Raw genomic sequence first — 20641 nt, 5'->3', positions numbered from 1 at the left:
CGGCGGATACTCGCCCCCAGCCTATTGCAGACGCCCTGCGCGCCCGGTTCGTCAGGCCTTGCTGTGCGAGAAGAGCTTCAGCACCGGTACCCCCACCTTGTGCCGGGCCCGGGAAGCCCAGTCACGGTGGAAGAACTCCTCCACGTAGTGGGGATCGGTCAGCACGATCACCTCGTCCGCGCCGATCTCCTCGACCAGCGACTTCAGCGCGTCCAGCGGATGATCCTCGATCAACCGTCCGTCCGCCTCGCTCCCGGCCGCACGCAGTGCCCGCAGGGACACGTCCAACGCCTGCTCCCCCACCCCCTTCGCCTCGTCCCCCTCCGGTGTCTCGCCCTCCCGCACCGCCTCGTCCAGCTCGCCGAGCGCGACGTCGTCGATGGCCCGCAGCAGGCGGTCCGCCTGGTCGCCGCGCGGCTGGAGCAGCACGTGGAACGCGACCCCCTCGTCCCCGTGCAAGGTGGTGACGAACTCCACGTCGGCGGACGTAAGGGCCTTCTCGATCATCAAAACGCTTGTGAACACCGGGCGCCTCTCTCCTCCGTGGGCCGTGCCAGGCCCTGCGGAAACCATCCTGCCCCGTGATCGCACGGGTACTGCCGGATTCAGTGTGCCCGCCCGACGGCAAACGGAACGGTAGATTCCACCGATGTCGTGACCAGCGGTAACGCTCGACCCCCCGGCGGGGGTCGCATCCGCGTTCACGTCCGCGCGTACCGGCTGAACAGAAAGCCCTCCTCCTCCAGCAACGACACCAGCCCGAACCGCTGCGGAACCGCCACCGACGGCCCCCCGGCGATCCGCTGCGCGTCCCCCGCGGTGAGCATCGGGGCGACGGTCAGGCACAGCTCGTCCAGTACCCCGGCGGCCACCAGTTGACCGAGCAGCCGCGGCCCGCCCTCCGTCAGCAGCCGGGTGTGACCGAGCTCCGCGAGGGCTTGTACGGCCCGGGCGGGCTCCACGCCGACGCCGTCCCCGGCGATGACCACCCGGGCGCCGGACTTCTCGGCCGCGGCGATCCGGTCGGGGGCCGCGGCGGCGCCGGTGAGGATCAGGGTGGGCACCAGGGGCGAGGTGAACAGCGGGAGCGAGAAGTCCAGGTCCAGGCTCGCGCTGACCACCGCGATCGCCGGGACGGGCCCCTGCCCGGCCGCCTCCCGCATCGCCGCGAACTCCGCACGCGCGCGTGCCGGGCGGTAACCCTCCTGGCGTACCGTTTCCGCACCGGCGACGACCACATCCGCCAGGGCCCTCAGGGTGCCGAAGATCCGCATGTCGGTCGCGGTGGAGATGGGCTGCGAACGGCCGTCGTGCTGGGCCGCGCCGTCGAGGGTGGACACCATGTTGGCCCGCAGCCACACCTCGGGCCCGCCGGCTCCGGCGGAGCCGCCGGGTCCCAGCTCCGGGTAGGCGTACGCGGCGGCCAGCTCGGCGAGGCTCCATTCACGGTCACCGGGGGATCCGTGACCCCGGGCGGCACCACGCTCCTCTTCTCCGGAGGCTCCGGAGGCTCCGGGGGTTCCGGCGGCGCGGGCGGCTGTCTCGTCGGTCACAGGGAACAGGCGTCGCATGTCGTGCAGTGTGGCACGACCCTTAGCATGGGTAATTGTGCCTACCACTCCCGCCGCGCCCGGATTCGGCTCTCTGGCCGACTCTCCGGCCGACACCGCCCCGCTGTCCCTGTGCGACCGTGAGCCGCACGTGCCCGCGGACCGGCTGGTCGCCGAGATGGTGCCGCCGCCGCGGTTCGACTCGGTGCGCTTCGGCACGTACATCCCGGACCCGAACCAGCCGAGCCAGACCGAGGCCGTGCGGGTCCTGGAGTCCTTCGCCGCCGGACTGGGCGGCGCGCACGCGTCCGGCGCCAAGAAGCCCCGGCGCGGCTTCCTCGGCTTCGGGAGGGCCAAGGACGCCAAGGCCCCGGCCGGCCCGCGCGGGGTCTACCTCGACGGCGGCTACGGCGTCGGCAAGACCCACCTGCTGGCCTCCCTGTGGCACGCCACCCCGGCCGAGCCCGAGCTGAAGGCGTTCGGCACCTTCGTCGAGCTGACCAACCTGGTCGGCGCCCTGGGCTTCCAGAAGACCGTGCAGACCCTCTCCGGTCACCGCCTGCTGTGCATAGACGAGTTCGAGCTCGACGACCCGGGTGACACCGTCCTCGTGTCGACGCTGCTCGGCAAGCTGGTCGACGCCGGTGTCGCGCTCGCCGCCACCTCCAACACCCTTCCCGGCAAGCTCGGCGAGGGCCGCTTCGCGGCGGCCGACTTCCTGCGGGAGATCCAGGGCCTGTCGGCGCGTTTCCGCCCGCTGCGCATCGACGGTGAGGACTACCGCCACCGCGGGCTGCCCGAGGCTCCGGCGCCGTTCACCGACGAACAGGTCACCAAGGCCGCGCACGCCACCCCCGGCGCCTCACTCGACGCGTTTCCGCGGCTCCTCGACCACCTCGCCCGCGTCCACCCCAGCCGTTACGGCGCCCTGACCGACGAGCTGCGGGCCGTCTGCCTCACCGATGTCCAGGCGGTGCCCGACCAGTCGACGGCGCTCAGGCTGGTCGTCCTCGCGGACCGGCTCTACGACCGTGAGATCCCTGTTCTGGCCTCGGGGCAGCCCTTCGACCGGCTGTTCAGCGAGGAGATGCTGAACGGCGGCTACCGCAAGAAGTACTTCCGGGCCATCTCGCGTCTGACCGCCCTCGCCCGGGACGCCAAGGGCCTCGTCGCGTCCGCCTGACGGCTCGCTCGTACGCCCGCCCATACACCCGGAATTCCTTCACCCGGCTCCGCCATACCCGGTCAACGAACCTTGATCAAGAGCCGGTTCGCGCCAAGCAACCCGCGCGCTTCAGCCTCTCTTCAGCTCGAAACGTTAAGTTAACCCAGCAAACAACTTTGCCGAGCTAAGGTGTTTCTTGACCAGTCGTTGACCAGACGTTGGTCTGTACAAAAGGTGTGAACTACTGAGAGGGGGGCGCATGTTCCGAGGTACGACGGCACGAACCGTGCTGGCGCTCCTCGCCGCCGCCCTGCTCGCCCTCCCGTTCTTCGCTCCTACCGAGTCCTTCGCAACCGCGCATACGGTCGGTCAAGTCGAGGCCAAAGGTCAGCCCGGAACCAAGCTCTCCGGGAAGGCCCTGCGCGACGAGACGGCCACCTCCCGCCACTGCGAGGCCTCCGGGGACCCGACCGGTCCCCTGCGCCCGTGCGACAGGCATCGCGCCGTCGACTTCGCCCCCCAGGGCCCCGAGGGCCCCGTGCTCCACCGGGACGAGACAGACGCCCCCGAACGCCTCACGCGCGGTTCGTTCGCGCTGTCGAGATCCTCGGCCGCGCACACTCCTGCCGCTCTGCAGGTCTTCCGCTGCTGACAGCAGCGCAGTTCCCCCCACCACTGTCATGTAAGTCCGACGCGCCGTTCGGCGCGCCAGGAGGAGTCACCACATCATGCAGCCCCTCATCGACAACGCCCGCACGTTCGGACAGCGCCCTGAGGAGTTCGCCAAACTGGCCGAAGGCCAGTCGCCGCAGGTCCTGTTCATCACCTGCTCCGATTCCAGGGTCGTCCCGGCCCTGATCACGGGCGCCCGGCCCGGCGAGCTCTTCGAGCTGCGCACCGCGGGCAACATCGTGCCCCCGTACGCCTCCGAGTACCCCACCAGCGAGGCGGCCACCATCGAGTACGCCGTGGAGGTGCTGGGCGTCCGCGACATCGTGGTCTGCGGCCACTCGCACTGCGGCGCCGTCGGCGCCCTGGTCCGCGGTGACGACCTGGACGCCGTGCCGGCCGTCCGCGACTGGCTCGTCAGCGCCACCCCGCGTCCCGCGGGGGCGGTCGAGGACCCGTGCGTCGCCGAGGGCGTGCAGAGCCACGTCCTGGCCCAGGTCCTGCGCCTGCGCTCCTACCCGTTCATCGACAAGAAACTGACGGAGGACCAACTGACCCTGCACGCCTGGTACTACGAAGTCCACACCGGCCGGGTCCACTCCCACCGCGCCGAGACCGACGCGTTCGAGGGTCTGTGACCGCCATGACGACCATGACCTCCAAGTTCCCTCATCTGAGGCAGGACTTCCTCGCCTCCATCGTCGTCTTCCTGGTCGCCGTGCCGCTGTGCGTCGGCGTGGCGGTCGCCTCCGGCGTCCCCGCCGAGCTGGGCCTCATCACCGGCATCGTCGGCGGCCTCGTCACCGGGCTCATGCGCGGCAGCAGCCTCCAGGTCTCCGGGCCGGCCGCCGGCCTCACCGTGCTGGTCTTCGAGGCCGTCAGTGAGTTCGGGGTGGGCACGCTCGGCGTGATCGTCCTGATGGCCGGTCTGCTCCAGCTGGCCATGGGCTTCTTCAAGATCGGCCGCTGGTTCCGGGCCATATCCGTCTCCGTCGTCGAGGGCATGCTCTTCGGCATCGGCCTGGTGATCATCGCCGGCCAGATCTACGCGGCGGCGGGCCTGAAGGCTCCGGAGTCCGGCATCGGCAAGATCACGGGCCTGCCCGGGGCGTTCACCGACGCGCTGGGCAACACCGAGGCCATGGCCTCCCTCGCGGTCGGGGCGGGCACCATCGCCGTCATCGTGCTGTGGAAGAAGATGCCGAAGGCCGTGCAGTCCGTGCCCGGCGCTCTCGCCGCGGTGGTCCTCGCCACGCTCGCCGGACTCGTCCTCAGTCTTCCGGTGGCCACCGTCGAGGTGGAGGGCCTGCTCGGCGTCATCCAGCCGCCCGGCACCGGGGCCCTCGGCGACCTGGCCACCCCGGCCATCTGGGGCACGATCATCGCGTTCGCGCTGATCGCCTCGGCGGAGAGCCTGTTCAGCGCCGCGGCCGTGGACCGGCTGCACGACGGTCCGCGCACCGACTACGACAAGGAAATGATCGCCCAGGGCGTGGGCAACACGGTCTGCGGTGCGCTCGGCGCGCTGCCCATGACCGCGGTCATCGTGCGCAGCTCCGCCAACGTCAACGCGGGCGCGAAGACCAAGGCGTCGCGTGTCCTGCACGGCGTGTGGCTGCTGCTGTTCGCCGCCGCGATGCCGTGGGCCCTGGCGCTGATCCCGATCCCCGCCCTGGCCGGCATCCTGGTCCACGCGGGCTGGAAGCTGATCCCGTTCCAGCAGATCGCGACGCTGTGGCGCGGACACCGCGGTGAGGCGCTGATCCTCGTGGTCACGGCCGTCTCGATCGTCGTGGTGAACATGTTCGAGGGCGTGCTGATCGGTCTGGCCCTGTCCGTCGTCAAGACGGCCTGGGAGGCCTCGCACCTCAAGATGGAGGTCGTCGACAAGGGCGCGGGCCCCATCCAGGCGTACCTGTCGGGCAACGCGACCTTCCTCAGGCTGCCGAAGATCCTCGACAGCCTGGAGGCCCTGCCCCAGGACCGCCCGGTCGAGCTGGACCTGTCCGGGCTGCACCACCTGGACCACGCCTGCCGTACGGCGCTGGAGAACTGGGCCGAGCGGCACAGCGCGGTCGGCACCGAACCGGTACGGGTCACCGAGCCCGAGCCCGTGACGGCCACCGCTCCGTAAGCGCACCGAACGCAAGCACACCGAACGCAAGCACCGGATGCCTGGTCCGGGGTCGATCGTGGCCCCGGACCGGGCATCCGGCATATCGTGGCAGAAGCGGTGACATCGGACCTCTGGGCAGGGAGGCCGGCATGCTCCAGGAACTGTTGACGGTGGCCGCGGCGACCGGTTCCGCCGGGCTCGTCTACGTGGCCTCGGCGGCGCGGGTCGTCAAGCAGTACGAGCGCGGGGTGGTGTTCCGGCTCGGGCGGCTCGCGGGTGAGGTGCGGCCGCCGGGTTTCACGATGGTGGTCCCGCTCGTGGACCGGCTGCACAAGGTGAACATGCAGATCGTCACGATGCCGGTGCCGGCCCAGGAGGGCATCACCCGGGACAACGTGACCGTGCGGGTGGACGCGGTCGTCTACTTCAAGGTGGTCGACGCGGCGAACGCGCTGGTCCAGGTCGAGGACTACAAGTTCGCGGTCTCCCAGATGGCCCAGACCTCGCTGCGGTCCATCATCGGCAAGAGCGACCTGGACGATCTGCTGTCCGACCGCGAGAAGCTCAACCAGGGCCTGGAGCTGATGATCGACAGCCCGGCCGTCGGCTGGGGCGTGCAGATCGACCGCGTCGAGATCAAGGACGTGTCGCTGCCGGACACGATGAAACGCTCGATGGCCCGGCAGGCCGAGGCGGACCGCGAGCGGCGGGCCCGGGTCATCAACGCCGACGCCGAGCTCCAGGCGTCGAAGAAGCTCGCCGAGGCCGCCAAGGAGATGTCCGAGCAGCCCGCCGCGCTCCAGCTGCGGCTGCTCCAGACGGTCGTGGCGGTCGCCGCCGAGAAGAACTCGACGCTCGTCCTGCCGTTCCCGGTGGAACTGCTGCGGTTCCTGGAGCGGGCGCAGGAACGCCCTTCGGGCACGTGACACGTTCTACGCGCGTGGTTCCCGAGGCCCCCTCCAGGTGATAGACACAGCGGCGTCACAAGTTCCTGTCCGCCAGCAGGAAGGGCGTTGCCATGTCCGAATCCACCGCCGCGACACGCCGTCAGGTCCTCGCGCGCACCGGGGCGCTGGGCGCCTCGATCGCCTTCGCCGGAAGTCTCCCCGAGCTCTTCGCGGGCACCTCCGCCGCGCAGACACTGGGCCACACCGACTACGGCCCGCTGATCCCCGACCCGAAGGGCCTGCTCGACCTGCCCAAGGGGTTCCGCTACCAGGTCCTCTCCCGCGAGGGCGACCCCTTGCGTTCCGGCGAGGGCAAGGTCCCCTCCAACCACGACGGCATGACGGCCCTGCCCGGCAGACACGGACGCGTCCACCTGGTCCGCAACCACGAGAACCGCGCCAACGGCAAGGTGCCCGTCCCGACGGTCGAGGGTCTGACCTACGACCCGGCGGGCAAGGGCGGCTGTACGGCCCTGACGCTGGACTCCCGCAACAGGGTGCTCTCGGAGCGGGTCGCGATCGCCGGTACGGCCGTCAACTGCGCGGGCGGACCCACCCCTTGGGGCACCTGGCTGACCTGCGAGGAGACCGAGGACAAGGCGGGCACCAACGGCTACACCAAGGACCACGGCTTCATCTTCGAGGTCGACCCGGTCGACCCGCACCGCTCCGGCGCCGTACCGCTGACCGCGATGGGCCGCTTCCAGCACGAGGCGATCGCCGTCGACCCGAAGCGGGGCATCGTCTACGAGACCGAGGACGCCTTCGAGCGGCCCTTCGGCCTGTTCTACCGCTTCCTGCCGAAGAAGGCGCCGGGCGGCCCGGGTTCGCTGCGCGCGGGCGGGCGGCTCCAGGCGATGCGGGTGCCCGGCGTGCCGGACCTGTCCTCGATCCAGGAGACGGGCGCCTGCTTCGACGGCGTCGAGTGGGTCGACGTACCGGATCCGCTGGCCGCCCAAACCCCCATCCGCTTCCAGGACTTCGGGCCGAAGGGCATCACGCACGCGCAGAAGCTGGAGGGCTGCTACTGGGGCGGCAGGAGCGTCTACTTCGTGTCGTCGTTCGCGCGCAGCGCGGAGGGTTCGGCGGCGGACCACTTCGGGCAGATCTGGCGCTACGACCCGTCGTCGCGCCGGCTGACCCTGGTGATCGTCTTCGGCCCCGACACGGACATCCAGCTCCCCGGCGAGTCCCCGGACAACATCTGCCTCGCCCCCAGCGGCGGCCTGATGGTCTGCGAGGACGGCAACGGCACCCAGCACGTCTACGGCGTCACCCGCCGGGGCCAGGTGTACGCGATGGCCCGCAACGCCCAGAACATCGGGACCGCCCAGGAGCCGGAGTACGGCGAGTTCGCCGGCGTCGCCTTCTCCCCGGACGGGGAGACGATGTACGTCAACTGCTACACACCGGGGACGACGTTCGCGGTGACGGGGCCGTGGCGTAGGTAGCCGGCGGACGAAAGCGCCCCCGGCGAGCCGGGGGCGCTTTCGTCCGCTCGCACTACGAAGACGTCCTCGTAGCCCGCGTCCGGGACCTTGCCCCGAGCGGAAGCCGGACGTCGACGTGGCCGCGTGCCGGAGGCGGCTGCTCGCGCAGTGGGCCCGATGAAGGTCCCGGGACGGGGTACCCGGCCCGCATGACCGAGAACTCGCACGTCAGCGGCTCGTACTGGCTTCAGACGGCACCCGGGCCCGACCGTCCGGCGCTGGCGGATGACCTGGACGTCGACGTGGCCGTGATCGGCGCCGGGGTCGCCGGGCTGAGCACGGCGTGGGAGCTGGCGCGGGCCGGGCGGAGCGTGGCGGTGCTGGAGGCCGACCGGGTCGCGGCCGGCGTCACCGGGCACACCACCGCGAAGCTCACCGCGCTGCACACCCTGATCTACGACAAGCTGCGGCGCACCCGCGGCCCGGAGGGCGCCCGGCTGTACGCCCGTTCGCAGAGCGAGGCGATCGAACGCGCCGCCCGGATCGCGGAGGAACTGGGCGTCGACTGCGACTGGGAGCGCCGCAGCGCGTACACGTACGCCTGTGACGCGGGCCGGATCGACGAACTGCGGGCCGAGGCCAGGGCCGCCCGCGAAGCGGGTCTGCCGGCGTCCTTCGTGACCGAGACCGGGCTGCCGTTCCCGGTGGCGGGCGCGGTGCGGGTCACCGGGCAGGCGCAGTTCCACCCGCGCAAGTACCTGCTCGCGCTCGCCGAGGACCTCCTCGCGCAGGGTGCGCACGTCCACGAGCACACCCCGGTCGTCGGCCTGGAGGAGGGCGAGCCGTGCCGTCTGACCACCGACACCGGGGCGCGGGTGACCGCCCGGGACGTCGTGGTCGCCACGCACTATCCGGTCTTCGACCGCGCCCTGCTGTTCACGCGGCTCTCGCCGCGCCGCGAGCTGGTCGTCGCCGGGACCATCGACGCCGAGCGGGATCCGGACGGCATGTTCATCACGCCGGACGAGGGCACCCGCTCGGTCCGCACGGCTCCGGCCGAGGGCGGACGGCGGCTGCTCGTCGTCACCGGGGAGCACTTCACGCCCGGCACCGGGGACACCCGGGCGCGCTTCCAGCACCTGGCCGACTGGGCCGCCGAGCACTTCCCCGACGTCACCCTCACGCACTCCTGGGCGACCCAGGACAACGACCCGACGGACACCGTCCCGCTGGTCGGCCCGATGCATCCGGGCGCCCGCCACACGTATGTCGCCACCGGCTTCGGCGGCTGGGGTCTGAGCGGCGGCATGATGGCGGGCCGGCTCCTCACCGCGCAGATCACCGGCGAGGAGTGCGCCTGGAGCGAGCTGTACGACCCGCGCCGACTGCGCTCCACCGTGCGCGAGGCCCCCGCCTTCCTCAAGCACCAGGCGCAGGTGGCCCGGCACTTCGTGGGCGACCGGCTGCGGCCCGGCGGGCCCGTCGAGGGCATCGAGCGCGGTGAGGGCGCGGTCGTCCGGGTGGACGGCGAACGGCTCGCGGTCCACCGCGACGAGGCCGGCCACCTCCACGCCCTCTCGCCCCGCTGCACCCACCTGGGCTGCCTCGTCGCCTTCAACGCCGCCGAACGCGCCTGGGAGTGCCCGTGCCACGGCTCCCGCTTCGACACCGACGGCAAGGTGGTCCAGGGCCCGGCGACCCGGCCGCTGGAGCAGCGGGACATCTGACCGGGTGACATCCCCGCCGCGCCTGCCTCCTCGGAGAGGTGATCATCCTACGTTCGTACGGTGATCACTCGTGTACGCCATGTCACCCTCGCCTGTGTCCTGAGCGCCGCCGTCCTCACCGGGTGCGGCACCGACCGGGAACCGTCGGCCGCCCGCCCGGCTCCTTCGGCGCCGGTGCCCTCCCGGCCCCCCACGCTCGCCCCCGGACCGGCCGCGCTGACCCCGGTGTTCAGGAACGGCCCCCGGACGCGGGGCAAGGTCGTCGCGCTCACCTTCGACGCGGACATGACCGCCGGCCAGGGGCCGCGTGCGGCGGCGGGTGAGCGGTTCGACAACCCGGAGCTGATCGCGACGCTGCGGGCGCTGGAGGTGCCGTCGACGGTGTTCATGACGGGGCGCTGGGCCGAGGAGTACCCGGTGCAGGCGCGCTCCATCGGGCGTGATCCGCTCTTCGAGGTCGCCAACCACTCCTACAGCCACTACGCCTTCACCGAGGACTGCTACGGGCTGCCGACCGTCTCCGCGGACCGGATGCGGTCGGACGTGGAACGGGCGTACGCCGCGTTCCGCAAGGCCGGGGTGCGGGATCCGATGCCGTACTTCCGTTTCCCGGGCGGGTGTCACGACCGGAAGGCCCTGAAGGCGCTGGCCCCGGCCGGTGTCACCGCCGTGCAGTGGGACGTGGTGGGCGGGGACGCCTTCGCGACGGACGCGGACGCGGTCGCCCGGCAGGTGCTTCAGGGGGTGCGGCCGGGGTCGGTGGTCGTGCTGCACTGCACGCGCAGCGCCGCCCCGGCGACCGAACGGGCCGTGCGGAGGGTCGTACCCGAGCTGCGCGAGCGGGGCTACCGGTTCGTGAAGGTGTCCGAGCTGATCGGCACCGCCGACGGCCGGCCGTGAGCGTCCTACGCTGGAGGAATGAGCGAGGACTACTGCACGATCCGCGACGCGGTGAAGCCGCCGACGGCGGAGGGGCCGCCGTACGCGGAGTGTGTGCTGTGCCGGGAGCCGACGGAGTATCCGGAGTCGTACAAGGGGATCACGCTGTGCCCCGTGTGCGAGTGGCAGGAAGCCCAGCGGACGGCCTGTTCAGGGTGACCTGCGGGCGGTGAGTGCGCAGGCCGCCGCGGTGGCGACCGCCGCGAGCAGGGCGGCGCCGGCGAGCGGGAGCACGGGCAGGTCGACCGTGCCCGACAGCGAGCCGGTGACCAGCCCGCTGACCGCCGCCTGCGCCGGGGAGCCCGAGACCACCAGCGAGAGCAGGGCGGCGAGCAGCAGCGCGGGAACCGCCCGGCCGGTCGTGCGCAGCACCGGCCAGGTGGTGAGGGCGCCGATCGCCGTGCCCAGCAGGGCGCAGGCCAGCGCGGCGAGCAGCCCGGCGGCCCCCGCCAGGAGCACCGGCACCCGGGTCTGGTGGTCGGAACTCACCGGATCGCTGATCCAGGTCACGACGACGGTCGCGACCGTGCCGAGGACGGCCGCGCCGCCCAGCGCCACCAGTAGCCGCGCGAGATGCGCCCGCCCGGGCCCCACCGCCGAGGCCACGCAGTGCTGTGCCGCGGGCGGCTCGCCCGAGACGCCGATCCGCACCAGCCAGGCGGCGACGGGCAGCAGGGCGGCGGCCGCGTAGCCGAGCGAGTCGAGCACGGGCTGCCCGCCCTGCACACCGACGCCCAGGAAGACGACGTACAGGATGAACGGCGGCAGCCAGCGCTGCGAGCGCAGGAGCAGGGCGGTCTGGTAGCGGAGCAGGGCGGTCACGCGCGGTCTTCCTGGTCGAGGGGCAGGTCGGCATGGGCCACGCTCACCACGTGCCAGGACGGCCGGGCCGTGAGCAGCGTGCGGAGCAGGACGTCGGAGTGGGACGCGGGGACCGTCAGCCGGTACGCGCCCGGGACGGTCTCCCGCGCCGAGGCGAGCGGCAGGTCGGGCAGCCGGCCGCCCGGCGGGCCCTGGACCTCGACGACGACGTGCGGACCGGCCGGTGCCGTCACCTGTTCCGTACGGCGGTCCAGGGCGCCGTCGCGCACGGCGTACGTCGCGTCGGGCACCCCGGCCAGCCGGCTCGGGTCGTGGTCGACGAACACCACGGCGCCTCCGGCGGCGGTGCGTTCGGCGACCGCACGCTCCAGTTCGGAGCGGGCGGCGGCGTCCAGGCCGGTCCACGCCTCGTCCAGGACGAGCAACTCGGGGTCGGCGAGCAGGGCCTGGGCCACGGCGACCTTCTGGCTGCTGCCCTTGGACAGCTGGGACATGGGCGTGCGGGCGTAGGGCGTGGCGCCGAAGCGGTGCAGCCAGTCGTCGGCCGCTCTGGCCGCCGCCGCCCGGGACAGGCCGTGGACGGCGCCGAGGTGGGTGAGGTAGCCGGCCGGGGTGAAGGGGAGGGCCGACGGGAAGCGCTCGGGGACGTAGGCGGTGCGGGGGCGGCCGGTGATGCGGCCCTCGGTGGGGGCGTCGATGCCGGCGAGGAGGCGGAGGAGCGTGGATTTGCCGGTGCCGTTGGTGCCTTCCACGCGGACGAGATCGCCGGGGCTGATCATGAGGTCGACGTTGCGTAGGACCCAGGGGCCGCGGAGGTTGTAGCGGCGGCCCACGTTGTCGAGCCGTAGAGCGCGATGCATGGGGATCATCATGTCCTGTCGCGTGCGCGGGTACGCAGGGGCTGGTCGCGCCCACGCGGCGGAGCCGCAGAATCGACACAGCCCCGCGCCCCTTAGGGTGGGCCGACGTGAGCGTTGATCCCCCGCCCCCCGGTGACAGTCCCTTCCGGTCCGAGCGCACCGCGCGTGACGAGACCCGGCAGTTCGTGCTGCCCCTGGTCGTCCGTATCGAGCGCGATGCTCCTCCCGCCCGCACCGACGCCCTGGAGACCGCCGCCCGAGCGGTTCTGGTCATGCTGAGCGACCATCGCTCCGTCGGCGACGGAGAGTGGGCCCAGGTCATGCGGGACTGGCAGGACGCCCGGATCCGGAAGGTCGTGCGGCGGGCCCGCGGGGCCGAGTGGCGGCGCGCCGAGGCGCTGGACGGCATCACGGTGAGCGGCAAGACGGCCCAGGTGCGGGTGTTCCCGCCGGTGCCGTTGGACGGATGGCCCAAGGATCTGGCACGACTTCAGGTGTCCGGCACCGATCTCGACGATCCGGAGCCCCCTGTGGACGCGGACACCTCGACGCCGGTGCTGTGGCTGAACCCCGAGCTGGACATGTCGGCCGGCAAGGCGATGGCACAGGCAGGCCACGGAGCCCAACTGGCCTGGTGGGACCTGTCGCAGGAGGAGCGGACGGCCTGGCGGGACGCGGGCTTCCCCCTCGCCGTACGCGGCGCGGACCCCGCCCGCTGGGACGAACTCACGGCCGGCGGGCTGCCGTTGGTCCGGGACGCCGGGTTCACGGAGATCGCGCCCGGGTCCGCGACGGTGGTCGCCGACCATCCGGCCCTGCGGTGACCCGACTCGACGCGCGCGTCTGAACATCCCGGTCCTGTCCCCCGTACTGAGAAGAACGGGTGTTCCGTGCAGCGCCACTCTTCGGGACCCGAACCTCAAATGTTGCTCTGAAGGCGGACGCCCAGGGGTTCGGGGCCCTGTGCCGGGGCCATACCCCCGTCACGCCCATGAGGGCGGCACCGCTCATCCGGAACAGGCCGAGGAGGGGGACGGACCATGGAGCGACTGGGAACGGGTATCGGGTGGCGGCCGGAGATCGCCGACGCCGTCGAGAGCATGCCGGGTGTCGACTGGGTCGAGGTCGTGGCCGAGAACGTGTGCCCCGGGCATCTCCCGGAGTCCCTGCGGCGGCTGCGTGAGCGGGGGGTCACCGTGGTGCCGCACGGGGTCTCGCTCGGGCTCGGAGGGGCGGACCGTCCCGACGAGGGGCAGCTGACCGCGCTCGCCGAGCGGGCCGAGGCGCTGGGCTCTCCGCTGGTCACCGAGCACATCGCGTTCGTCCGCGCGGGCGGCCCCCTGACGGCCTCCCCGCGTCTGGAGGCGGGCCATCTGCTGCCCGTGCCGCGGACGCGGGACGCCCTCGACGTCCTGTGCGCGAACATCCGTGCCGCCCAGGACGCGTTGCCGGTACCGCTGGCGGTGGAGAACATCGCCGCGCTCATCTCCTGGCCCGGCGAGGAGATGACCGAGGGGCAGTTCCTGTACGACCTGGCCGACCGCACCGGTGTGCGGCTGCTCATCGACGTGGCGAACCTGCACACCAACCACGTCAACCGCGGCGAGGATCCCGCCGAGGCGCTGGCCGACCTGCCCCTGGAGGCGATCGCCTACGTCCATGTCGCGGGCGGCTTCGAGCGCGACGGCGTCTGGCACGACAGCCACGCCCACCCGGTCCCGCGCCCCGTCCTGGACATCCTCACCGACCTCGCCTCCCGGGTCTCCCCGCCGGGGGTCCTCCTGGAGCGCGACGAGAACTTCCCCGAACCGGCCGAGCTGGAAGGGGAGTTGGGGGCGATACGGGAGGCGCTGGAGAAGGGCGGCGGCGCCAGGATCACGGCGGCGGCCGACACCGCGCGCGTCGCATCCGCGTCTGCCCCATCAGCCGCTCCCCCGTCGCCCACTTCCCCGTCGGCCGACGACCTCACCCGACAGCGCCTCGCCCTCACGCAGACCGCGCTGCTGTCCGCGCTGGTGGCCGGGACGCCCGTGCCCGAAGGGTTCGACCGGGTGCGGCTGGGGGTCCAGGCCCGGGCACTCGCCGGCAAGCGGGCGGACGTGGTCGCGAAGGTCGCCCCCGAGCTGCCGGTCATCCTCGGTGCCTCCTATCGTCCGGCCTTCCTCGCCTACGCCCACGGCCACCCGATGACCGACGGCTACCGCCACGACGCCCTCGCCTTCGCCGAACACGCCCTTCTCGCCCACCAGTTGGAAGAAGCTTCGGCACGGCGGCAACTCCGCGAGTGGTGGCTGGAGCGGTCCGGACCGGCCCCGAGGGCCCACAGGCCGGCGGCCGTCCGGCTGGCTCGCGCGACGCGGCGGGTCCTGCTGCGCCGCTGAACGGCCGCGCGTCCACCGTGACCGGGGGCAGGTGTGCCCGGATTAACACTCCATCCCGTACCCACACCTGACCCACACCTTTCGCCCCCGCTTGCCCCACAAGGCCCCCCATTCAGGCGCCCCCATTCGCCCGGACTCATCCCTGATGCAACGATTCGCCCCCGTACGGCAGTTGGCCCGGACCCCGCAGTAACATGCCAATCCCGCACCTGAAACCCACTAGCGTGCGGTGCCGCGACAGGAGGCACCATGCGACCGCGACCCCCCGTCAAAGGCCGGGGCATCTTCACCGGCACCGGGCTCATCATCACCGGGCTGATGGCGACCCTGTTCGCCCTGATCTTCCCGCTCTGGTCGTACGCCGACCGGTCCGGAACCGGCGTGGACGTGCTCAACGCCCAGACCGTGTCGACGCAGTACGGTCCGCTGTCCGCGCTCGACCGGGACTTCATCACGAAGGTGCGGCTGGCCGGCCTGTGGGAACTGCCCGCCGGCCAGCAGGCACAGTACAAGGGCACCACGCCGGCCGTCCGCACGGCGGGCCAACACCTCATCGAGGGCCACCTGTTCCTGGACGAACGGGTCCGTGACGTCGCCGTCAAGCTGGGCCTGGAGCTGCCCGACGAGCCGACCGACCAGCAGCGGCAGTGGCTCGGGATCATGGACGGGGCCCAGGGCGTCGACTACGACCGGCAGTTCGCGAACATCCTGCGGCTGGCGCACGGCAAGGTGTTCTCGGTCGTCGCCGAGGTCCGGGCGAGCACCCGTAACTCCCTCGTCCGCGCCCTGGCCGACGACGCCAACACCACCGTGCTGGACCACATCAAGGTCCTGGAGGCCACCGGCTACGTCGACTTCGACGCGCTCGCCCGGGACATGGCGATGGGCGACACGCCCCCGATCACCGCCTCACCGCCCCCGCCCGTCCCACTGGCCGACCCCAGGCCGGCGGTCCCGGTGGCCCCGGCCGACCCGGTGACCCCATCGCCGTCCGGGAGTTATCCGCTCCCGCCCGCCGCCGCCAGTCCGCCTCCCCAGGCACCCGAGACCTCCTGAGTCCCGGCACCCACCGGAACGTCACATACCGGCAACGCTCCGCCGCGGATTATGACCAGGGCATGGCGCCGCCCGACCGAGTCGCATAGAAAAATCCCATGTTATGGGTCCTTCTCCTGCTACTGGCCTGGGCGGCCGCTGGTACGGCGTGCACGCGCCTGTGCCTGGCCGCCGTGCGCGCGGCGGCCGTGGAGTCCGAGGCCGCGACCGCGGGCCGGGCACACGCTCTGACGCTGTACGAGGCCGCGTTCCTGTCCGGCGGCCCCGCGCGGGTCGCCGACCTGACCCTGGTCTCCATGGCCCGCCAGCGACGGCTGCTGCTCGCCCACACCGGCTGGGCGACCGTCGTCGACCCGCGCGGGCGGGACGACATGGAGCGCTCGGTGATCGGCGCCATCGGACCGGAGGGGCAGTCCCGCATCGCCCCCGTCCGCGAGGCCACCGCCGCCGCGGACGCGGTCAGCGGCCTCGCCGACCGGCTGGTCGACGCGGGGCTCGCCGTCCCCGACGACGCCCGGGCCGATGTCGCCGCCGGGGTCCGCCAGGTGCGGCTCGCCGCGGTGACCGTCGTCCTCCTCGGCGCGATCGCGCTGCTGACACCCGCCCCGTCGGACATGCCCCGCGGTCTGGTCGCGCTCTGGTTCGGGCTCCCCTTCGCGCTCACACTCAGCTGCCTGGCCATCGCGCGCATCGAGGTCCACCCGTACGCCCGCTGGGCCTCCCCCGCCGGACAGCGGCTCCTCGGCTCCCTGGCCCGGTACTCCGCGGCGGACGACCCGACGTATCTGACCTCGGTGGCCGTCCACGGCATCCGCGCGGTCGGCGAACCGGACCTGCGCGCGGCCCTCGCCCACCGCGAGCCGCAGCACCGGCGGCTGTGAGGCCCGACGGGGGCGCACGGAGGCATTGAGCCCACATCGGGCGAGGCGGTGCTTGCCTTCACCCGCGAGCGAACGAAACATCCCTTTTGTTGCTGCCGTGCACCGAAGGGATACGCGATGAGAGCCCCCGCCCTCTACTCGGCCGCCGGGTCCTTGCTCCTGACCACGCTGACCGCGGCCCCGGCGCACGGCGCCCCCGCCGTCCCGGGCGCGGCCGAACTGCGCGGCACCGCCGTGGCGGCCGCGCGCGCCCGCGTGGAGGGCCTGGACTTCGGCACCTGCCCCAAGGTGGAGGACCTGCCCGGCAGCGTCCAGTGCGGCACGGTGTCCGTCCCGCTCGACTACGCGCGCCCCGACGGCAAGCAGATCCGGCTGACCGTCAGCCGGATGCGGGCCACCCACCGGGACCCCGGCAACAGCAAGCGCCGGGTGCCCCGGCAGGGCGCCCTGGTCTTCAACCCGGGCGGGCCGGGCGCCTCGGGCATGTTCTTCCCGCTGATCGGCGTGGTCCCCGAGTGGAAGCGGCTCGCCGCGGCCTACGACCTCGTGGGCTACGCCCCGCGCGGGGTCGGCCGTTCCGCCCCGCTGTCCTGCAAGGACCCCAAGAAGTTCTTCACCGCGCCCTCGCAGGCACCGACGCACCCTTCCGAGTCGTACAAGCAGGAGCGCATCGCGCGGGCCAAGGCGTACGCGCGCGGCTGCGCCGAGCGGACGGGCGACTCACTGCGCCACTACACCTCCCTCAACAACGCCCGCGACCTCGACGTGCTGCGCGCCGCCCTGGGCGAGCAGAGGCTGACGTTCATGGGGGCGTCGTACGGCACCTACCTGGGGGCGCTGTACGCCACCCTCTTCCCCTCGCACGTACGGCGGATGGTGTTCGACTCGGCGGTGAACCCGGACCCCGAGCAGATCTGGTACCGCAACAACCTCGACCAGTCGGCCGCGTTCGAGGGCCGCTGGGCGGACTTCCGGGAGTGGGTCGCGCGGCACGACGACGTGTACGGGCTGGGCGGTACCGCCCAGGAGGTGCAGCGCAGCTACGACAGGGCGGCGGCACGGCTGGCGAAGAAACCGGCGGGCGGGAAGGTCGGGCCGGGGCAGTTGCAGGGCGCGTTCCTGTCGGCCGGGTACTACGACGACTACTGGCCGCATCGCGCGCACGCGCTGTCGGCGTACCTGAAGGGTGACCCCAAGCCGCTCATCGAGCAGGCCGGGCCGCATCCGGAGGCAGCGGCCGAGGCGGAGAACGCGAACGCGGTCTACACGGCCGTCGAGTGCAACGACGCGCCCTGGCCCACGCGGTGGGAGGTGTGGGACCGGGACAACACGCGGCTGGCGCGGGTGGCGCCGTTCGAGACGTGGGACAACGTGTGGATGAATCTGCCCTGTGCGTATTGGCCCGCGCCGCGTCAGCAGGTGGTTGATGTGCGGGCGGGCTTTGGGGAGTTGCCGCCTGTTTTGGTTCTGGCCGCCGAGCGGGATGCCGCTACGCCGTATCAGGGGGCGTTGGAGTTGCAGCGGCGGTTGGCGGGGGCGGTGTTGGTGACCGAGCGGGATGCCGGTACGCATGGGATCGCCGGGGGGCCGAATGCTTGTGTCAACGGGTACGTCGAGGCGTATCTGTTGGAGGGGCGGCTTCCGGTGCGGCGGGGGTCTTGTGCGCCGCACGCGGAGCCGAAACCAACTGTTGCGCGATGATGCCGGGTGCGGGTCCGTTGTGGCTGGTCGCGCCGTTCCCCGCGCCCCTACCGGCGTCAGGCCAGCCCGGCGATCAGATCTGCCACCGACTTCCTGCGGCCCGTGTAGAACGGGACCTCCTCGCGGACGTGCATGCGGGCCTCGGAGGCGCGGAGGTGGCGCATGAGGTCGACGATGCGGTGGAGGTCGTTCGCCTCGAAGGCGAGGAGCCACTCGTAGTCGCCGAGGGAGAAGGAGGCGACGGTGTTGGCGCGGACGTCGGGGTAGCCGCGGGCCATCTTGCCGTGGTCGGCGAGCATGCGGCGGCGGTCCTCGTCGGGCAGCAGGTACCAGTCGTAGGAGCGGACGAAGGGGTAGACGCTGATGTAGTCGCGGGGCGTCTCGTCGGCGAGGAAGGCCGGGATGTGCGAGCGGTTGAACTCGGCGGGGCGGTGCAGCGCCATGTTCGACCAGACCGGCTCCAGGGCGCGGCCCAGCTTCGTGCGGCGGAAGAGGTTGTACGCCTCCTGGAGCTGGTCGCTGGTCTCGGCGTGCCACCAGATCATGACGTCGGCGTCGGCGCGCAGACCGGACACGTCGTAGGTGCCGCGGATCGTCACGTCCTTCGCGGCGAGCTGGTCGAACAGCTCCTGGACCTCGTCGGCGTAGCCCGCGCGGTCCTCGGGGAGCACGTCCTTCAGCCTGAAGACGGACCAGAGGGTGTAGCGGATGACGTCGTTGAGGTCCTTGGCCAGCTTGCCCTTGTTCGGGACCCTGCCGGACTCGGTGGTGGGGGCGTTGTCACTCATGGTCCTTATTCTCCCGCTCCGCCGTGCAGGCTCTGCACCGGGTGGGCCGTGAGTTCCTGCACGGCACGCAGGTCGCCCTGGATCTGGTCCACCGCCGCGTACGCGCTCGCGATGCACGCGGGGATGCCGACGCCGTCGTAGACCGCGCCGCACACGGCCAGGCCGGGGAGCTTGCCGACGTGGTCGCGGACGCGGGCCACGCGCGCGTGGTGGCCGACGGGGTACTGGGGCAGGCCGTCGTCCCAGCGGGTGACGCGGGTCTCGACGGGGGCGGCGTCCAGACCGGTGGCCTCGCGCAGGTCGTGGCGGGAGACGTCGACGAGGCCGGTGTCCTCGCGCTCCAGGATCTTCGTCTCGCCGTGCCGGCCGACGGAGGTGCGCAGGACGAGCAGGCCGGGGTTGTCGTCGGCGATCCAGCCCCACTTCTGGGAGGCGAAGGTCGAGGCCTTGATGGTGTGTCCGTCGACGGGCGGGACGAGGAAGCCGCTGCCCTCGGGGAGGGTGACGTCGGCGCGGCGGTAGGCGAGGGTGATCAGGGCCATCGAGGCGTACTCGACGGCGGTCAGCTCGGCGGCGGCCTCGGGTGCCTCGGCGCGCAGCAGTGCCGCGGCAGCGGGGGCGGGAGCGGCGACGATCACGGCGTCGGCCGCCAGGACGCGGTCCCCGGCGACGACCCGCCACCCGGCGGACGCCTCGCGGCGCAGCTCCGTGACCGGCGCGCCGGTGACGATCTCGCCGCCGCCCGCGCGCACCGCGTCGGCGACCGCGAGCGGGAGGGTGCCCACTCCGCCCTCGATGCCCATGAAGACCGGTCCGGTCTGCTGGTTCGCGGCGGCCTTCGCCTGGATCTCGCGGACCGCCTCCAGGAGGGAGGTGTGGGTGCGGGCGGCCTGGTAGAGCTGCGGGACCGCCAGGCGCATCGAGATGCGGTAGGCGTCGCCCGCGTACACCCCGCCCAGCAGCGGTTCCACCAGGCGGTCGACGACCTCGCGGCCGAGCCGCGCCGCCACGAACTCCCCGACCGCCACGTCCTCGCCGACCTCGGTGCGGGGCAGGTCGGTGTCGCGTTCGATCCGCGCGAGGCCCTCGTCGGAGAGGACGCCGGCCAGCGCGGACGCGGCGCCGGGGACGCCCATCACATGGCCCTTGGGCATGGGGCGCAGGGTGCCGCGGGTCCACAGGGAGGCGGTCGCGGTGGCCGGCGGCTGGAGGCGGTCGGTGAGGCCGACCTCGCGGGCGAGGGCGACGGCCTCGGGGCGGCGGGCGAGCATCGACTCGGCGCCGAGGTCGACCCGCGCGCCGGCGATCTCGCCGGGCAGCAGCTTGCCGCCGACCCGGTCCGAGGCCTCCAGCACGGTCACCCGCGCCCCGCTCCGGACCAGCCGGTGCGCGGCGGCCAGCCCCGCGATGCCGGCTCCGACGACCACGACGTGACCTGCCCCTGGTGCGCTCATGCACCCACTTTCTCAGACCCCTCCGACACTCCCGCCCCGCCCCGGTGCCCTTCACGAGTCCTGACCGTGACCTCAATGGAACCGTCGGGCGCCAACGTCCGGGACCGTCCCGGCGTCGAAGGAACGTCAGTCGTCACGACGACCCTCGGGGGTAT

20 protein-coding genes are annotated in these 20641 nt (G+C 72.5%); 14 read left to right on the top strand and 6 right to left on the bottom strand.

All coding sequences use genetic code 11. From position 1 onward, the window contains the following. Positions 1-51: 51 nt before the first annotated feature. Positions 52-525 carry an indole-3-glycerol phosphate synthase gene (locus SLINC_RS34335; protein WP_182449234.1) on the bottom strand — a complete coding sequence of 158 codons (474 nt, stop codon included), beginning with the start codon at positions 523-525 and terminating at the stop codon, positions 52-54. A 176-nt stretch (positions 526-701) separates the two neighbouring features. Beyond that, the gene (locus SLINC_RS34330; RefSeq protein ID WP_067441592.1) at positions 702-1571 is read right to left on the bottom strand and encodes a pyrimidine reductase family protein; all 870 of its coding nucleotides are present in this window, start codon (positions 1569-1571) and stop codon (positions 702-704) included. Between the two features lie 37 nt (positions 1572-1608). Here SLINC_RS34330 and zapE point away from each other — a divergent pair, with 37 nt between their 5' ends. From zapE to SLINC_RS34285, 9 genes are all read left to right on the top strand, one after another. Continuing rightward, a complete protein-coding gene (gene zapE / locus SLINC_RS34325) occupies positions 1609-2733 on the top strand; it encodes a cell division protein ZapE (RefSeq protein WP_067441589.1) in 1125 nt (374 codons plus the stop codon). A gap of 241 nt (positions 2734-2974) precedes the next feature. Beyond that, the gene (locus tag SLINC_RS34320) at positions 2975-3367 is read left to right on the top strand and encodes a hypothetical protein (RefSeq protein WP_067441586.1); all 393 of its coding nucleotides are present in this window, start codon (positions 2975-2977) and stop codon (positions 3365-3367) included. 76 nt (positions 3368-3443) lie between these two features. Beyond that, the gene (locus SLINC_RS34315) at positions 3444-4022 is read left to right on the top strand and encodes a carbonic anhydrase (protein ID WP_067441584.1); all 579 of its coding nucleotides are present in this window, start codon (positions 3444-3446) and stop codon (positions 4020-4022) included. Between the two features lie 14 nt (positions 4023-4036). Further along, positions 4037-5518 carry a SulP family inorganic anion transporter gene (locus SLINC_RS34310; RefSeq protein ID WP_375141506.1) on the top strand — a complete coding sequence of 494 codons (1482 nt, stop codon included), beginning with the start codon at positions 4037-4039 and terminating at the stop codon, positions 5516-5518. A 131-nt stretch (positions 5519-5649) separates the two neighbouring features. Continuing rightward, positions 5650-6426, top strand: coding sequence for a slipin family protein (locus SLINC_RS34305; protein WP_067441581.1), 777 nt, complete (start codon positions 5650-5652; stop codon positions 6424-6426). A gap of 92 nt (positions 6427-6518) precedes the next feature. Next, positions 6519-7898 (top strand): PhoX family protein, encoded by a 1380-nt coding sequence (locus SLINC_RS34300; RefSeq protein ID WP_067441578.1) that lies wholly within the window; start codon positions 6519-6521, stop codon positions 7896-7898. A 188-nt stretch (positions 7899-8086) separates the two neighbouring features. After that, positions 8087-9604, top strand: a complete 1518-nt coding sequence (locus SLINC_RS34295; RefSeq protein WP_067441575.1) for an FAD-dependent oxidoreductase — start codon at positions 8087-8089, stop codon at positions 9602-9604. A gap of 60 nt (positions 9605-9664) precedes the next feature. Beyond that, entirely contained in the window at positions 9665-10504 is an 840-nt protein-coding gene (locus SLINC_RS34290; protein ID WP_067441570.1) for a polysaccharide deacetylase family protein, read from the top strand. A gap of 18 nt (positions 10505-10522) precedes the next feature. Then, positions 10523-10702: a hypothetical protein gene (locus SLINC_RS34285; protein ID WP_067441567.1), complete on the top strand. Its 180-nt coding sequence runs from the start codon at positions 10523-10525 to the stop codon at positions 10700-10702. Here SLINC_RS34285 and SLINC_RS47595 read toward each other — a convergent pair. Together SLINC_RS47595 and SLINC_RS47590 are read right to left on the bottom strand one after the other, a co-directional pair. Further along, complete coding sequence (locus SLINC_RS47595; RefSeq protein WP_067441564.1) at positions 10694-11365, bottom strand: ABC transporter; 672 nt, start codon at positions 11363-11365, stop codon at positions 10694-10696. The two genes, SLINC_RS34285 and SLINC_RS47595, sit on opposite strands and share 9 nt — an antisense overlap. Further along, the gene (locus SLINC_RS47590) at positions 11362-12225 is read right to left on the bottom strand and encodes an ATP-binding cassette domain-containing protein (RefSeq protein ID WP_067446002.1); all 864 of its coding nucleotides are present in this window, start codon (positions 12223-12225) and stop codon (positions 11362-11364) included. Before SLINC_RS47590 ends, SLINC_RS47595 begins: the two co-directional genes overlap by 4 nt. A 107-nt stretch (positions 12226-12332) precedes the next feature. Here SLINC_RS47590 and SLINC_RS34270 point away from each other — a divergent pair, with 107 nt between their 5' ends. The 5 genes from SLINC_RS34270 to SLINC_RS34250 all read left to right on the top strand — a co-directional run bounded on the left by SLINC_RS34270 (position 12333) and on the right by SLINC_RS34250 (position 18244). After that, a complete protein-coding gene (locus SLINC_RS34270) occupies positions 12333-13049 on the top strand; it encodes a peptidyl-tRNA hydrolase (RefSeq protein ID WP_067441561.1) in 717 nt (238 codons plus the stop codon). Positions 13050-13265: 216 nt separating this feature from the next. Beyond that, positions 13266-14606 (top strand): MbnB/TglH/ChrH family RiPP precursor modification enzyme, encoded by a 1341-nt coding sequence (locus SLINC_RS34265; protein WP_067441558.1) that lies wholly within the window; start codon positions 13266-13268, stop codon positions 14604-14606. A gap of 249 nt (positions 14607-14855) precedes the next feature. Next, the gene (locus SLINC_RS34260; protein ID WP_067441555.1) at positions 14856-15662 is read left to right on the top strand and encodes a DUF4142 domain-containing protein; all 807 of its coding nucleotides are present in this window, start codon (positions 14856-14858) and stop codon (positions 15660-15662) included. 98 nt (positions 15663-15760) lie between these two features. Then, positions 15761-16543 carry a TIGR04222 domain-containing membrane protein gene (locus tag SLINC_RS34255; protein WP_067441552.1) on the top strand — a complete coding sequence of 261 codons (783 nt, stop codon included), beginning with the start codon at positions 15761-15763 and terminating at the stop codon, positions 16541-16543. A 117-nt stretch (positions 16544-16660) separates the two neighbouring features. After that, a complete protein-coding gene (locus SLINC_RS34250) occupies positions 16661-18244 on the top strand; it encodes an alpha/beta hydrolase (RefSeq protein WP_067441549.1) in 1584 nt (527 codons plus the stop codon). 56 nt (positions 18245-18300) lie between these two features. Here the strand turns inward: SLINC_RS34250 and hemQ are convergent, their stop codons facing one another. Next, positions 18301-19032 carry a hydrogen peroxide-dependent heme synthase gene (gene hemQ, locus SLINC_RS34245; protein ID WP_067441546.1) on the bottom strand — a complete coding sequence of 244 codons (732 nt, stop codon included), beginning with the start codon at positions 19030-19032 and terminating at the stop codon, positions 18301-18303. 5 nt (positions 19033-19037) lie between these two features. Further along, entirely contained in the window at positions 19038-20486 is a 1449-nt protein-coding gene (gene hemG, locus SLINC_RS34240) for a protoporphyrinogen oxidase (protein ID WP_067441543.1), read from the bottom strand. Positions 20487-20641 lie beyond the last annotated feature (155 nt).

Source organism: Streptomyces lincolnensis, assembly GCF_001685355.1.
Taxonomy (GTDB): Bacteria; Actinomycetota; Actinomycetes; order Streptomycetales; family Streptomycetaceae; genus Streptomyces; species Streptomyces lincolnensis.
Note: the sequence above shows the minus strand (reverse complement) of the source record. Positions and strands in the feature narration are given on the sequence as shown.

Coding starts and splice junctions, on each gene's coding strand:
- SLINC_RS34250 (WP_067441549.1), top strand. CDS start 16,661: ATGAGAGCCCCCGCCCTCTACTCGGCCGCCGGGTCCTTGCTCCTGACC.
- SLINC_RS34310 (WP_375141506.1), top strand. CDS start 4,037: ATGACCTCCAAGTTCCCTCATCTGAGGCAGGACTTCCTCGCCTCCATC.
- SLINC_RS34260 (WP_067441555.1), top strand. CDS start 14,856: ATGCGACCGCGACCCCCCGTCAAAGGCCGGGGCATCTTCACCGGCACC.
- SLINC_RS34255 (WP_067441552.1), top strand. CDS start 15,761: ATGTTATGGGTCCTTCTCCTGCTACTGGCCTGGGCGGCCGCTGGTACG.
- hemQ (WP_067441546.1), bottom strand. CDS start 19,032: ATGAGTGACAACGCCCCCACCACCGAGTCCGGCAGGGTCCCGAACAAG.
- SLINC_RS34300 (WP_067441578.1), top strand. CDS start 6,519: ATGTCCGAATCCACCGCCGCGACACGCCGTCAGGTCCTCGCGCGCACC.
- SLINC_RS34330 (WP_067441592.1), bottom strand. CDS start 1,571: ATGCGACGCCTGTTCCCTGTGACCGACGAGACAGCCGCCCGCGCCGCC.
- SLINC_RS34315 (WP_067441584.1), top strand. CDS start 3,444: ATGCAGCCCCTCATCGACAACGCCCGCACGTTCGGACAGCGCCCTGAG.
- hemG (WP_067441543.1), bottom strand. CDS start 20,486: ATGAGCGCACCAGGGGCAGGTCACGTCGTGGTCGTCGGAGCCGGCATC.
- SLINC_RS34305 (WP_067441581.1), top strand. CDS start 5,650: ATGCTCCAGGAACTGTTGACGGTGGCCGCGGCGACCGGTTCCGCCGGG.
- SLINC_RS34285 (WP_067441567.1), top strand. CDS start 10,523: ATGAGCGAGGACTACTGCACGATCCGCGACGCGGTGAAGCCGCCGACG.
- SLINC_RS47590 (WP_067446002.1), bottom strand. CDS start 12,225: ATGCATCGCGCTCTACGGCTCGACAACGTGGGCCGCCGCTACAACCTC.
- SLINC_RS34295 (WP_067441575.1), top strand. CDS start 8,087: ATGACCGAGAACTCGCACGTCAGCGGCTCGTACTGGCTTCAGACGGCA.
- SLINC_RS34265 (WP_067441558.1), top strand. CDS start 13,266: ATGGAGCGACTGGGAACGGGTATCGGGTGGCGGCCGGAGATCGCCGAC.
- SLINC_RS34320 (WP_067441586.1), top strand. CDS start 2,975: ATGTTCCGAGGTACGACGGCACGAACCGTGCTGGCGCTCCTCGCCGCC.